This window comes from Phenylobacterium montanum (assembly GCF_018135625.1).
In the GTDB taxonomy this organism is placed as follows: Bacteria; Pseudomonadota; Alphaproteobacteria; order Caulobacterales; family Caulobacteraceae; genus Poindextera; species Poindextera montana.
This window is the reverse complement of record NZ_CP073078.1, coordinates 2,703,435-2,716,178: the sequence shown is the minus strand read 5'-3', so window position 1 is coordinate 2,716,178 and position 12,744 is coordinate 2,703,435. Positions and strand designations below refer to the sequence as shown.

Annotated in this window: 15 protein-coding genes and 1 tRNA gene; 10 read left to right on the top strand and 6 right to left on the bottom strand. The window is 61.0% G+C overall.

Annotated features, from left to right (window positions below; translation table 11 throughout):
• Nucleotides 1-234: 234 nt before the first annotated feature.
• Nucleotides 235-1,308, bottom strand: a complete 1,074-nt coding sequence (locus tag KCG34_RS12200; protein WP_211940617.1) for a hypothetical protein — start codon at nt 1,306-1,308, stop codon at nt 235-237.
• Nucleotides 1,309-1,772: 464 nt separating this feature from the next.
• Between KCG34_RS12200 and KCG34_RS12195 the strand changes: the two genes are divergently transcribed.
• Together KCG34_RS12195 and KCG34_RS12190 are read left to right on the top strand one after the other, a co-directional pair.
• Nucleotides 1,773-2,345 carry a recombinase family protein gene (locus KCG34_RS12195; RefSeq protein WP_211940616.1) on the top strand — a complete coding sequence of 191 codons (573 nt, stop codon included), beginning with the start codon at nt 1,773-1,775 and terminating at the stop codon, nt 2,343-2,345.
• A 392-nt stretch (nt 2,346-2,737) separates the two neighbouring features.
• Nucleotides 2,738-3,100, top strand: coding sequence for a hypothetical protein (locus KCG34_RS12190; protein ID WP_211940615.1), 363 nt, complete (start codon nt 2,738-2,740; stop codon nt 3,098-3,100).
• 29 nt (nt 3,101-3,129) lie between these two features.
• On the opposite strand, the gene KCG34_RS12185 is transcribed toward KCG34_RS12190, so the two are convergent.
• A complete protein-coding gene (locus tag KCG34_RS12185; RefSeq protein ID WP_211940614.1) occupies nt 3,130-3,702 on the bottom strand; it encodes a hypothetical protein in 573 nt (190 codons plus the stop codon).
• A 122-nt stretch (nt 3,703-3,824) separates the two neighbouring features.
• Between KCG34_RS12185 and KCG34_RS12180 the strand changes: the two genes are divergently transcribed.
• From KCG34_RS12180 to KCG34_RS12165, 4 genes are all read left to right on the top strand, one after another.
• On the top strand, nt 3,825-4,760 hold the full coding sequence (locus KCG34_RS12180; protein ID WP_211940613.1) for a cobaltochelatase CobT-related protein: 936 nt from the start codon (nt 3,825-3,827) through the stop codon (nt 4,758-4,760).
• 56 nt (nt 4,761-4,816) lie between these two features.
• Nucleotides 4,817-5,329: a hypothetical protein gene (locus tag KCG34_RS12175; protein ID WP_211940612.1), complete on the top strand. Its 513-nt coding sequence runs from the start codon at nt 4,817-4,819 to the stop codon at nt 5,327-5,329.
• A 663-nt stretch (nt 5,330-5,992) separates the two neighbouring features.
• The gene (locus KCG34_RS12170) at nt 5,993-7,132 is read left to right on the top strand and encodes a hypothetical protein (protein WP_211940611.1); all 1,140 of its coding nucleotides are present in this window, start codon (nt 5,993-5,995) and stop codon (nt 7,130-7,132) included.
• Nucleotides 7,133-7,151: 19 nt separating this feature from the next.
• Nucleotides 7,152-7,514 carry an SMI1/KNR4 family protein gene (locus tag KCG34_RS12165; protein ID WP_211940610.1) on the top strand — a complete coding sequence of 121 codons (363 nt, stop codon included), beginning with the start codon at nt 7,152-7,154 and terminating at the stop codon, nt 7,512-7,514.
• Between the two features lie 240 nt (nt 7,515-7,754).
• Here the strand turns inward: KCG34_RS12165 and KCG34_RS12160 are convergent, their stop codons facing one another.
• Entirely contained in the window at nt 7,755-8,180 is a 426-nt protein-coding gene (locus KCG34_RS12160) for a globin (protein WP_211940609.1), read from the bottom strand.
• Between the two features lie 105 nt (nt 8,181-8,285).
• Between KCG34_RS12160 and KCG34_RS12155 the strand changes: the two genes are divergently transcribed.
• The 3 genes from KCG34_RS12155 (at nt 8,286) to KCG34_RS26180 (ending at nt 9,747) form a co-directional block, all read left to right on the top strand.
• Complete coding sequence (locus KCG34_RS12155) at nt 8,286-8,876, top strand: HD domain-containing protein (RefSeq protein WP_211940608.1); 591 nt, start codon at nt 8,286-8,288, stop codon at nt 8,874-8,876.
• A gap of 56 nt (nt 8,877-8,932) precedes the next feature.
• Nucleotides 8,933-9,009: transfer RNA gene (locus KCG34_RS12150), tRNA-Arg, on the top strand.
• Nucleotides 9,010-9,393: 384 nt separating this feature from the next.
• Nucleotides 9,394-9,747, top strand: a complete 354-nt coding sequence (locus tag KCG34_RS26180) for a DUF2750 domain-containing protein (protein ID WP_211940607.1) — start codon at nt 9,394-9,396, stop codon at nt 9,745-9,747.
• A 121-nt stretch (nt 9,748-9,868) separates the two neighbouring features.
• On the opposite strand, the gene KCG34_RS12140 is transcribed toward KCG34_RS26180, so the two are convergent.
• From KCG34_RS12140 to KCG34_RS12130, 3 genes are all read right to left on the bottom strand, one after another.
• Nucleotides 9,869-10,270: a DUF6869 domain-containing protein gene (locus KCG34_RS12140; protein ID WP_211940606.1), complete on the bottom strand. Its 402-nt coding sequence runs from the start codon at nt 10,268-10,270 to the stop codon at nt 9,869-9,871.
• A gap of 220 nt (nt 10,271-10,490) precedes the next feature.
• Nucleotides 10,491-11,009, bottom strand: a complete 519-nt coding sequence (locus KCG34_RS12135; protein WP_211940605.1) for a hypothetical protein — start codon at nt 11,007-11,009, stop codon at nt 10,491-10,493.
• A 320-nt stretch (nt 11,010-11,329) separates the two neighbouring features.
• Nucleotides 11,330-11,806 carry a hypothetical protein gene (locus KCG34_RS12130; RefSeq protein WP_211940604.1) on the bottom strand — a complete coding sequence of 159 codons (477 nt, stop codon included), beginning with the start codon at nt 11,804-11,806 and terminating at the stop codon, nt 11,330-11,332.
• A gap of 205 nt (nt 11,807-12,011) precedes the next feature.
• Between KCG34_RS12130 and KCG34_RS12125 the strand changes: the two genes are divergently transcribed.
• Nucleotides 12,012-12,452 (top strand): hypothetical protein, encoded by a 441-nt coding sequence (locus KCG34_RS12125; RefSeq protein WP_211940603.1) that lies wholly within the window; start codon nt 12,012-12,014, stop codon nt 12,450-12,452.
• Nucleotides 12,453-12,744: the final 292 nt, after the last annotated feature.

Sequence of the window (12,744 nt, the reverse complement as noted above, 5' to 3'; positions counted from 1 at the left end):
GTTTGCAGGTGTGAATATAAACAGCGGAATAAGCGTGTCGTCTGGCGAACACACCGCTGACGATGGGGTTTATTTCCTTATACGAATTTAAAGCTATTGTGGTGGTCGCCGGCGGCCGTTTTGCTTTCGGGGTAGGTCTGCCTGGAGAACCTTCAGAACGGCCCCAGCAAGTCTCTAATGGGCTCTGGCGGCATTATTTCCGGAAGGGACGGGGCTGGAGGCGAACCAGCGCGGTTATGTGGCTTGCAGACTTCGAGCTGAACGATTGAGTTCGAACAGCTCCAGTAGATCGCCATCAAGCTCATAGGCCAGGAAGGCTCGCTCCGATCGCCGGGCAGCCTGATACCAGGCCCTAGCGCGACTCCTCATCTTCTTGGTGGCGGTGAAAGCCGGCCCCTTCAAAAGGTGCTGCGTGCTGAAGAACCACTTGGTGATGTAGGCCGCCCAGTTGGTCGCGGTCCTCATGGAAATGGTGTGGACCTCACGTCCGGTTCGTTCAGCATGACGACCGATCCGGAAAAGGGCGTCGCGAACAAGCGTCTTCGCCTCTGGATGAAGAGACGGGGAAACCCCTCCGTGAAGGTGAGCCTGGTGGAACTCACTGGCCTCAATGACGAAAAAGAAGTCCGGAGCATCAAAGCCGGAAGCTGCGAATGCCGACTTGAGCTCCCTCTGGATCAAATCCTGGATATACCATGTGAAACCACGAGGGCAGGACTTGGCGGCGTTGACGACGTCGTCAGAGAGATTGATAGAGGTTGCCCATCCTCCTTCCTTCTGGACAACCATGGAGCATGCCCAGACCTTCAGCATGGCCCCCGTGTGAGTCCAATCCGGAAGCCATATGAACTGTTGATGTCTCTCTGATTTCGGCAATCTCCTCCTGATCCTTTTAAGGCATCTCTCCAGTTGCTCCTTGTCGTGTTCATAGAAGGGACGTTCCAGCTTCCTCGCTGACCATCCTGTTCGTTCAATTTTCTTGAAGCGTTTCATGAGGTCGGTTTGGTTGAGAGAGGGCGTGGAAAGTCGCCTAACTGGAGGTCCCTCCTTCCCGGTGACACGCACGACGGCGTGATTGTCCAGAAAGGTATGAATTCGCTGGAGAATGTCACGATCGGCAAGCAGGTCGCGACGTGGGGGTGCGAACGACATATTTGACAGCCGAGCCCGCAGGCGGATGGCGTTTTCAGCGGTCCGCCGACCGAGTTCGCGTTGTTTCGCCAGCTCACGATCGAGGTCGCTGGTGGACAGGCTCTTGGCGGCGGCATCGTGTAAACGCCGGCGGCGTCGTTGATGGTGGTTGTTCATGGTGGGCCAACAACAGCCGGGCGGCGAGCCATCACATTACGGTCGCCTCCGGACTTCATCAGCCAGGGGCTCCACGCGCGATCGGTTCGTGCTCGGTCTGTCGCCTCGTTGGGAGATGGGCCGGCATGCCGGCGTCCATCTCTGGGTTGAAAGGCTGGCGGGCCTGACAGACGACACCAGCCTGATCGGGCCAAAAACAGCGGCCCGATGTGTGGGTCCCGGAGGACCGGGTCCGCCTGAAACGCGGACACCTAATCGTAGCACGGTGAAGCCTGGAGGGGCAAACGCCTGCTCGTCGGTTGGTCACCGCTCGGGCTCGAAGTCGGCCGCTACCAATCAGGCCATCATGTATCGAAATCGACCGTTTTCGATCCAGTCCGCGGGATTGTATCGAAAACTAGCTTGACCCGATTTCCGAGCCAGTATCTATTTCGATCGACGTTTTCGATACAAAGGGCTCCACTTTGCGCACGTTCGCTTACTGCCGGGTCTCCACCGCCGAGCAGACCACCGACAACCAGGTCCGCGAGATCGAGGCCGCTGGTTTCATGGTCGAGCCCAAGCGAGTCGTTGCCGAGACCGTTTCCGGGTCAACGCCCGCGCTCCAGCGGAAGGGCTTCGCCAAACTGATGGACCGGCTGGAAGCTGACGACGTGCTGATCGTCACCAAGCTAGACCGCCTCGGCCGCAACGCCATGGACGTGCGTGGCACGGTCGACCTCCTGGCAACCCACGGCGTCCGCGTCCACTGCCTTCAGCTCGGCTCGATGGACCTGACTAGCCCCACCGGCAAGATGACCATGGGCGTGATCAACGCCGTCGCCGAGTTCGAGCGCGACTTGCTGATCGAGCGGACCCAGTCCGGCCTCAGACGCGCGAAGGCCCAGGGCAAGAAGCTCGGCCGCCGCCCCGTCCTGGACGAACAGCAGCAGCAGAAGGTCCGCTCACGGCGGGCCGAAGGAGCCTCGCTCGGTGTCCTGGCCAAGGAGTTCGGCGTGTCGCGCGCTGCCATCCAGAGGATCGAGCGGAAGGGCTGATAGGACAGTGGCGTTACTTTGGGCCGGCGTTCTTGGCTATGCCGGGCTGGAACTTGGACGCTTCGCTGCTACGCTTGCTGCATGAGATGGCCCTTTCAAAAGCCCAACGACCGACCGGTGTGGGACACTGCGTCAGCCGAGAAGCTGCTAGGTTCGACGGTGCTCGTCGGCGTGACTTACAAGGAACCCGCCGGTGATCGGCTTGAGCAATTCTTTGGCACTGTGATGAACGCGGACCCCGAGCAGGGAGTGACTCTTCGACTAGACGGCAAGCGTGCCGGCGAGGTCTTCACGCTCCCGCCCGACCTGCGAGCGTTCTTGCCGGCTCGCCCGGGCTCATATCGATTGCGGCAAACTGAAGAGGTTATCGTCGATCCAGACTTCACGGCGACGTGGACCATGACGCCCCCTCGTCACTGATGCAGCGCGGATCGCCCCATGCCATCACCGGCTGGCTGGCCGTTGCCCTGGCCCCCATCTTGATCCCGCTTGGCCTGATCGCGATGGTCCTGCCTGGAAAGAAGACTGTCGACAGGACGCCGGAGGACGTCGCGGGCTTCATGAGCGACCTGCTCGATGGGTCAGGCGGCGTGTGGGATTGGGATGAGTTCGAAAGCGTGCCGATCACCGATCCAAAGCTCGACGCAATTCGCCTTCGCGCTATCCCTTTCGGGCCTCCGAACCCTAACGTCGAGGGTCTCCGGGCACTGATCGCCGAGGCCGTCGCATTGATTGAGAAGCCGACAGGTCCCTAGTGCGCGAAGGTCGGGGGGCTGCTGCCTCGTCACAACCCGGGAAATTCGTTGATCGGCCCGCCGCGGACGATCTGCTGAAGGCGGTTCTTGGCCGGATCAGCCAACATCAACCCGGTTAGACCGTGCTCGACGGCCATCCGGCCGAAGTCCGCCGACACGTAGGTGTCTGAACTACCCTTCACCTTGAAGATCGGTGGCAGGACATTGGGCAAGCCAGGTCGCCACGCGACCCTAACGGGAAGGCCAGAGCCTTCCGAAAATTCCGTCTTATGGATGTCGAGAAAGTCCTCGGTGCGAAGGACGTTGGCGGCAAACAGCTCCCGTCCCTTGATCTTGCCGAACGGCAGGAACTCAACCGCACCCTCATCCAGTTGGGCGATGCACTCGCGCGCCAAATCAGACACGAGGAACGCCTTTGAGCCGATCTGCCAGGACGTGAAGTCCGCCACCTTCTTCGATCGGTTCAATACCTCGTGGGCGGGAACCTCCCATTGATCCGCGATCGGCGTCCCATCGAACCGGTCGCTAAAATAACGGAGGTCTACTGTCTGAACGAAGAGGTAGTGGTTCGGATCGGTGGTGAGTTCCCAGATGCGCAGCATATGGCGACGCTAGTCATGAAGCCCGTAGCGACGCAACGGTCGCGGTGGCCGATGCCTTGGCAGAACGTGGTCGGACAGGCTGAGCAGTAGCCGTCGCCGACAGGGCGAGATAGGGTGCCCGCATGGCGGGTGTCATTGAGCAAATTCGCTCCTGGTTTCAGCGACACGATGTGGCGGCCGAGCCGGAGGCCGTGGGCGACGGGTATCGCGTCTACACCCGCGAGTTCGACGTCGAGATCGACGGCAAGCGGCTCGACGACGTGCTCGGTCCGCTGTCGCCTATCGCCACTGCGGCTCTGGACGAGGCCTGGTCGGCGTTCTCCGGAGCCCTGCTGGGGTGGCGGACCAAGGTGCACTTGGTCGCGCTGGAGGCGGCGGCAAGGGTCAGGACGCTCGAACCGGAAGACGCGCTCAAGGACACGGCGGTCGCCATCCTGGTCGATCAGTCAGGCTCCATGCGCGGCCAGAGCATGCTACTCGCGGCTGCCGCGGCGGACGTCGCGCGGGACTTCCTGGTCCATCTGGGAGCCGGGGTCGAAATCCTCGGCTTCACGACGGTCGCATGGAAGGGCGGGCGGGCTCGCCAAAAGTGGTTGAGGAAGGGCCGACCGGCAAACCCCGGCCGACTCTGCGACCTCCTCCACATCGTCTACGACGAGCCCAGGAACGTGACGGGTGGGACCGGCGGCTGGAGCTTGAGGCCGATGCTCAGGCCCGATCTCCCGAAGGAGAACGTCGACGGCGAGGCCATCCAGTGGGCCGTCGGCCGGCTGCGCGCTCGCCCCCAGACCCGCAAGGTTTTGCTCGTGGTCTCGGACGGAGCCCCAGTAGACGACTCAACCCTGCTGTCCAACACCCCCGACTACCTGGTTCGCCACCTCAAGTCGGTCATCGCCGACCTGGCGAATGACCCCGGCCTGCACGTCGCCGCAGTGGGGATCGGCTTCGACGTCGACCGCTACTACCAGACCGCAGCGACGGTGGAGACGCCCGACGACCTCGGGGTCGTCATGATCGGGCTCCTGGAAAAGGCATTGTCCGGTTGGCCGGCGAGTTGAACGGCGTCGTGGGCATGGGGGAACGATTGATCGACTTACTTCCTTGGCGAGCAGCGGTGGACGAGTTCGTTTCACCGCTCTCGATCGACCAATGCATTTCGCGTGTCCAGGCGGCGGTCGATCCGCCATGGATGATCTTCGGGTCCCGGATGGTCGTAAGCTGGCGGATCGGTCGCCGTTTCCGAATTCGCCAACGCATCTGGTATGGCAACTCGTTTCAGACCTCGGTGGGTGTGAAACTGATCCAAGACCTGAACGGGACCCGCGTCGAATGCCGCTCCGGGATGGAGCCGACGACGACGATCTTCATGGCGGTGTGGTTCGGCTTCGTCGGTCTGATCGGGATGAGCGGTTTCCTGGCCTCCCTGCTGGACCGGCGGAACTCCGGCACGACAGCCGCTGTGTTTGCGGCTTTCCCGATCGGCATGATCGCTTTCGGCGTCGTGCTGGTCATGTTCGGTCGCTGGCTCGCGCGCGACGAACGGGACTTCCTGATCCGGTTCCTACGAGGTCGGTTGGACGCGAGGCCAGGCCAGACCATGGCTTCCCGGCTCGCCGGCCAGGGTTAGCGTGTTGGCGTTGCTCTCAACGTCGGTTGCGACAAATGTTAGGGAGTCAGTTTGGTCTTGATACGGCTGGGACTGACATTCGCTGGGCGGCTTTCCCCGTGTGAGCACCTGTGATTGTTTGGTGTGCAATTCGATCCCGCGCGCGGAGCCATAGAGTATGAGGCGATATGGCCCGGGGCCGCCTGTCTGGAGAGGACTTTCCGTCGGGGCGATTGTTACACTGATCCAGTTCGGCCTTGTCTATCCGGGCCTTATTTTGTTCCTGGTGACCTCCTCGGTCCACGACGATCGGCCGTATAGTATTGGCTTCCTTACCATCGCCGGCCCAATAGCGCTTTTGAGCGCTGGCATCTGTGCGAGGTTCGTGTGGTTGAAGCTGGTTGAGACCAAGCCTCCGTTGACAGCGACAGACGGTCTTGGTTCTGCAATTGAACTTCGCAGTATCCCGTTGCCGTGTGTCGATACGCCTCGGCTGCCGGTCCAACCTGTTGAGTATTGTCCACGCGGGAACCCAATCAACCTCGGCATCCCATGTCATGAGTGTTCTTATTTTGAATGCCGCAGCGGCCAGGTTAACCAACCATAGCGCACCCCGGCGGACCTCGACAGGGAGGCCGGCAAACGTCCAAACTCGTGAGAGTCATCACGGAGCCCATCACTAGTATGCAGGCCTACCCACCGGGCTTTATCAAGGACGTCAGGAACCGGGTCGCTGAGGTGATCTCGGGCTATAGCGCCAACGATGTGCCTGCCATTTGCCGTCGCTACGGACTTGCATCCGGCGAACGTGATGAGGCCATGGGTGGCAAGTTCAAATACGTCTCAAAGCGGATGTTCGAACTGACCAATGACTTAGTGTTGGAAGCGGCAAGGAAGGTCGCCCAGGAGGAAGGTGATCAAGGCCTGATCGACCTCTTAGCCAGCATCGAGCCCAAGAGCACCGCACCAACGCCAGGCTTTCACACACCCAAGCGCGCCTACTACGCCGAGCGGACTGGCAAGGGGGTCTTGGGCGGCCGCTTGAACCTGGCAACGCTCAAGGCCCTCTACAAGACCGAGTATGATCGCTGGGACGAAGACGGCTACTTCCAAGAGCACTTCGGCTTTTGGTGCGTGGATATCGGCTACGTGAACGGCACGCTCGGCAGCAACATCGACGCGAAGATGATGTTCGCTCTCGGCAAAGAAGGCCTTTGGCCCATCCACGATAAGATCGCGGACTACACCGAAGACGACCTGTTCAGCGTGATCGAGTTCGTCTTCGACCACATATCCAAGCCGATCAAGGGCACAATGCACCAGTGGAACCAGTGCGGGATGCACTGGGAGGAGTTTGACGGTCCAGCCGGGCAGGCTGAGTATCGGGCGAGTGTGAACACGCTGCTGGCCCGCTACGAGAAGGGGTATGAGCTATCCCATCACGGCGAAGTGGCGGAGCTTGGTCCGACGGGCACGGCCAATCTGCTGACGACGGAACTCCCGGTCAGCGAGGACAACATCAAAGGCAGGGTGGACTCCGCGGTTACGAAGTTTCGCCAACGCCGCTCCACGACGGCTGATCGACGCGACGCAGTGCGGGACCTTGCTGACGTGCTGGAATACCTCCGCCCACGGATCAAAGAGGTGCTGACAAAGGCCGACGAAAACGACCTTTTCAACATCGCGAACAACTTCTCGGTCCGCCATCACAACGACAAGCAGAAGTCCGACTACGATCCTGCGATTTGGCTAAGCTGGATGTTCTATTTCTATCTGGCGACCATCCACGCTTGCGTGCGATTGATCGAGAAGGCGAAGGCCTAGCCGGTGCCGGTCTGACGTCATGATCATCGACGCAATTAAAGTCGCGCAGATCGTCCAGAGGGAGATCGAGGCCTATCGGGTTCCGGCCCCTCACCCGCAGCAACTCGGCGTCCCGCTTCCGCCTGAGTGGTTCTTGGAACAGTTGGCAGCGATGCGTAAGGCTGTGGTTTCGCCCTACCAGCTCAACGTTACGGACCATTGGAGCGACCCGGAAAAGCAGATCACGCGAACCGTCTGGATTGTCGCCGATGACCACGACGGGACCTTACTCGCTTATGATCCGAGCCCCGATGGCGACTTCGTGCTGGTATGGTGTCACGCTGACCAGGACGCCTTGGCCAACATCCGGGGCGACGCCGTCGGGTGCTTCCAATCGCGGTAGGTGAGGGCCGAACCACAAGGCTCGCGCCGGCCCATGGCCCTGCAATTTCGGTTTACGCGGTCCCGCTATCTATTTGATTTTATTTGCACGGATTTTCGCGCAGTTTGCTCGGAAGGGTCTGAATTCACTCAGCTTTTCCGTGCTTGGGAAGCTGACGTTCTACCTCTGAACTACGGCCGCGTCCGGCCCGCGAAAGCCGCGGGCGAGGGGGCGATCCTTAGCGCGACTTGGGCGGGGGCATCAAGCGGCCTGATGCGCCCTCTGGTCGGGATGGGCGACGTAGGCGCCGAGTTCGGCCAGGAGCGCCGCCCAGGCCGCCTCGATCGCCGGCGTCCAGTCTGGGCCCAGGATCTCGGCCAGGGCCTCGGCCACGGCGGCGAAGAACAGGCCGAAAATTTCGCGCGGCACGCCGTAGCCCTCGTGGGTGATCACCTCGCATTGGATCAGGTTGGCCGCATAGCGGCGGGGGCCGATGAAATCGAGGATCGCCTCGAACACCTGGCTCAGCATCTCGCCGCGCACAGAGCCGTCGGTGTCGCGTACGAACAGGGCCTCCATCTCCGGTCGGCGGGCGAACAGGCGGCGATAGACCAGGGGCGCCGGATCAGCGCAGCGCTCAGCCGCGGCCTCCAGGCTCTCGGCGATCAGGTCGGCATCCAAGGCCATGGCGCTCGTCTCCCGCTGCGCCTTGCCGCTGCGATTGACGCGGCGGGGCGGCGCGCGCAGCATGGGTTATCAATGATGACTTGACCAGATGGGGACGCCAAGCACATGGCTGACGGCGAAATGAAGCTCGAAGCGCGGGCCAGCTTCCACGCCATGACAGAGGGGACGGCCGAGGACTGGCAGGCTATCGCCAAGGCCTCGGCGGAATTCGGCAAGGCCCTGCCGGACCGGCTGATCGCCCACCTGAACCTCTTGAAGGGCGACTGCGGCGGCTTTTCCGTCGACCGGCTGGAGCACAGCCTGCAGACCGCCACCCGCGCCCACAGGGACGGCCGCGACGAGGAATATGTGGTCTGCGCCCTGCTGCACGACATCGGCGACATACTAGGGCCGGCCAACCATGCCGAGATCGGGGCGGTGATCCTGAAGCCCTATGTCTCCGAGCGAAACCACTGGATGCTCGAGCATCACGGGATCTTCCAGGGCTACTACTTCTTCCACCACCTGGGCCTGGACCGCGACATGCGCGAGCAGTTCCGCGGCCATCCCGACTTCGAATACACCGCCCAATTCTGCCATCTGTACGACCAGTCGGCCTTCGATCCGGCGTATGAGTCCATGCCGCTGGAAGCCTTCGAGCCCATGCTGCGACGGGTGGTGGCCGCCCCTAAGCGGTCGATCTACAAGCGCGGCTGAGGCGCGCCGCTTGGCTCTGGAAACCCGGCCCCGCCTGGGCTAAGCAAGGCTCCGACGTCTCCGTAGCTCAGCCGGATAGAGCACAGGTTTCCTAAACCTGGGGTCGCGTGTTCGAGTCACGCCGGGGACGCCATAAAATCAATGGGTTAGCCTGTGGATAACTGCTTCCCGGCACCGCTTTTACCGGCCGGGAAGCACGTGGGAAGCAAATGTTCGGCGCGCGCATGGACACTTTGTCGCGGATTCGGCGGCGCTGGAGTCGGATGGCTTGGTGTCTGACGGTTTGGTCGGGTCGCCGGAGCGAATTGCAGTAACGAGCCATTGGAGCGATGTGGGCCGCCTGAAACAACAAAGGCCCAGATTCTGCTGACGACGGTTCGTGACTCATCCCCGCCGTTGGGAACGGCTGCTTACGGCGCCGAAGCCGTGTGCCAGGCGAAGGGCGAGTTTCTGGAACTGCGCCAAGGCGTAAGAACGACCCGTTGCAGAACTCGCGCCGCTCTGCTCTCGTCGCAAAATGAGCACATCGGCAATCAACGCAGATGCATTTGTCCGCGAAGTCAAAACATCCGGCCGGGTTTGGGCCATCCGAGATAGCGGAGGCTTTCCCACGTCGACAAACGCATCGGGTGAAATCGCGATGCCATTTTGGTCGAGCGAAGGCCGGGCAAAGCGCGTAGTTGAAACAATCGATGCTTACCGAAATTTCCAGCCAGTTCCGGTTGAGCTTTCGGCGTTCCTGGACCGATGGCTCCCCGGACTGGAGAACGACGGGTTGGCGGTCGGCCTAAACTGGTCCGGTGAAAGAGCTACAGGATACGACCTCAGCCCTAAAGATGTCCGCGCAAGGTTCAATGCCACAAGTCGTTAGGGTCCGCTCACCATCCTCCGCCGCCGTTGAGCATGGCTAGAATCGGCGCGGACGCTGACTTGGCTTTCAATGTCGCGTTCATGTCCGACGCCCGATGCGCGCGACCCCAAGGTGGAGCACTCTAGGAACCAGCAATTCTCCGAAGTCTAGCCCAGGTGTCGTCGCTCATTTCGCCCTGCCAGACCGATTGGAGCGCCTCCTTGAGGCGTGGATTCGACGCAGTTTCTAAGGCGATCGCATCAAGGAGCGTTGGGTCGCCATCGATGAGGTCCTCAAGTGGTCCGGCACCAAGGTTCTCGACAACCCAGGCATCATCTGAACCCTTGGCGATAAGAAACGTGATGTCGAGGGCACGTGCCGGGTCCTGACGATCCAGTTCCATGAGCGTTCTGACCGCCCACCAGTCAGGGTCGTCGTCATGCGCCTTGATTTCTGCCGCCGAACTTGGTCGACCCATTCGAACGTAGTGAGCGATCCAGCTCCGCGAGATTTCCTCATTGCTGTGCGCGTGGTGCGTTTGCATGCTCCCCTTTTAGTTGCGCGAGATGAACGACCGATTTCCACCCGTTTCGCCCGGTCCCGAGGGCAGCTTACGGCCTCGACGCCGCCGGCGGCGCCAACGGTGACTTCCTGGCCCAAGGCCAATCAGCGCCCGCGACCCTCCACTGCCGTTCGGAACGTCCGTTAGTTGGCATCCGGCTGAGTTTGCTGTGCGGTGAATGGCGTGGGCCGGCGGGGCGGGCCTAGACGGCCTTTGTAGGTGGAATGCCGTTCGGCAAAAGGTGGCCAAGAAGGAGTTTGAGCAATAGAGCCGGCTCAAACCATCCCATCGCACGTGTCGAGCCCACGCCAATCGTAATAGAAGACAGGACGACGAGGTAAGCTGAGAATGCAACGGGAGTCTTCAGGCGATCCGACACGCAAAGGATGACCGCCGAAGCGCCGACAAGGCCGACGCTGAAAATAAGAGCATACCGGCCGTCGAACGAGCTGCCTCGCATCAAGGTTGCAACCAGTATGACGTACGCCAAGTGCGGGGCGACGAAAGCAACGTGATGGACCCAATTCTGGCCGGGGCGGTGGTACCAGGCTCGTGTTGTTTGTGTCCCGTTGCAGACCGCGCCCCCCAGAACATCGAAACCAATCAGAGCGGCGATGCCGACCGAAATGACGGATGCGCCACTGGACGACATGAGCACGCCGGCAAGCAGGGAACCCAATACCGATCCCGCAAGGACAAGTAGGGTCTCGCCGGTCGTCATTCCTGGGCCGACGAGCCGGTCCCAGTATCCCAGGAGTCCAGTCCTTGGAATAAGTGCTGGCTCGGCTGTCACGGGGGCTCCGACTTTTAGGTACTGCCGGCCTGGATTTGGGGGCGGTCCCTCAACGTTGTCGAGTGTCTTCTTTTACGTACGTTCCGCAGGTCCGCCATCGACGCGAAAGCCAATGTCCGCAGTCCACCCCTTTCGCCCGGCATGAGTGGCAGTTTGCGGCGCTGGGGCATCGCTGTCGTCAACGACTGGAAGCCGACCTGGAGCCGGCCGGCGTAATCGCCCCTTGACAGACGTTGGGATAGTCAACCTCAGTCGGAGGTGCCAGCAGATTGTGAATACCGCCGAGAAAAGGTCACGATTGCTTCGGCTTCCGCCTCATTGGCCGTGGAGTAGATACCCTCCGGCCGCAATGATGCCCACCCCTCGGCAATCACCACCCCATCATTCTGCGTGACGTAGTGGTACTGTTCTGCGAACGTAAAGTTGCCATCCTCGCGCCGTATAACTACCATGCGGCGGCGCGGATGGAGATTATGCGCGGTTTCGAGCTCGCTTAGTTCTCTGACGATCTCCGGCAATGGCCAGAGATGCTCAAAAGTTCGCGCCAGACCGATGAAGTGCGCTGCTGCTTCTTCGGTTCCAAACACGAATGTTGCCCGATCGTGGCCCTTCAAAATCTCGTATGGAAGCCCGCCTTTGTGAATGGACGCCGTCTCTGCATGGTCAGTGAGGACCGCCAGCGTATTTGGGTGACCAGATATCTTGAGGGTGACGCGCTTCGTCATTTTGGAGTTGTCGCCTCCCTATAGCGCGTTTGCAATGTCCGCTCGCCACCCCCTCCTGCCGTCTGGAGCGGCGGCTTTCCGCGCTGGAGCCCGCCGCGCTGCCAACGTCGTTTTGCTGGCCGGGCTCGCGCGACAGCCCGGGACCCGTTGCGGCCGCATCTCTCACGCTGCACCATGAAGCCCAATCGTTCGGCGGAGCAGCCTCGTGGCGGATCGAGAAGATCAGTTCGAAGTCTGGCTTATGGATATGGGGGATGCCCTTCGCCGGTTCACCGCCAGCGTTCCTAATGAACTAGCGGAAAATCTCGACTATTCGCTAGGGTCGCTCGACCAGCTCGAACAATACGCCCTAAAGCTTTATCCCGACATTGATGCCGCAAAGCGAGCTGGTGAGGCGGCAAGGCTTGATGGGTTCTCGCGTTATATTGGTCAGACCTTTCGGCGATCGCTTGGGGGGGAATGGTTCATCGATTTTGGTGATGCCAAAAATGTCTTCCATGGCTTGCCACAACTGATCGGCCTGTCCGGTCAACGGACCCAGATATGTCCACTGACGATGGCGACGGCTGCTCTTGATCGGCGATCTGGCACGTATTGGTCGACAATCTTGAAGAACCACCTAGCCCGAATAACCGCGAGCGGTTAGGTCCGCTCGCCACCCTCCTGAGCCCTTCCCAACGTCCGTTTCCGGCGAGACCACCTGTAGGTACCGCGGATTTCCGACAAGCAGACCCTGCCAAGGGCTCAGGAGGGTGGTGAGCTGCCGTATCGCGGGCGTTGACGGGCAAGTCTTTGCTACCGATGGTGATTCGGCGCCGAGCTTAGGGTTGAGATCAATTGAATTTCCGCAAAGACGACGGAGCGCTAAGTGCAGACGTTTGCGATAATCTGGATTTCAAGCATCGTCGCGCCCTGGCTAATTGGAAAATTCGGGAGGC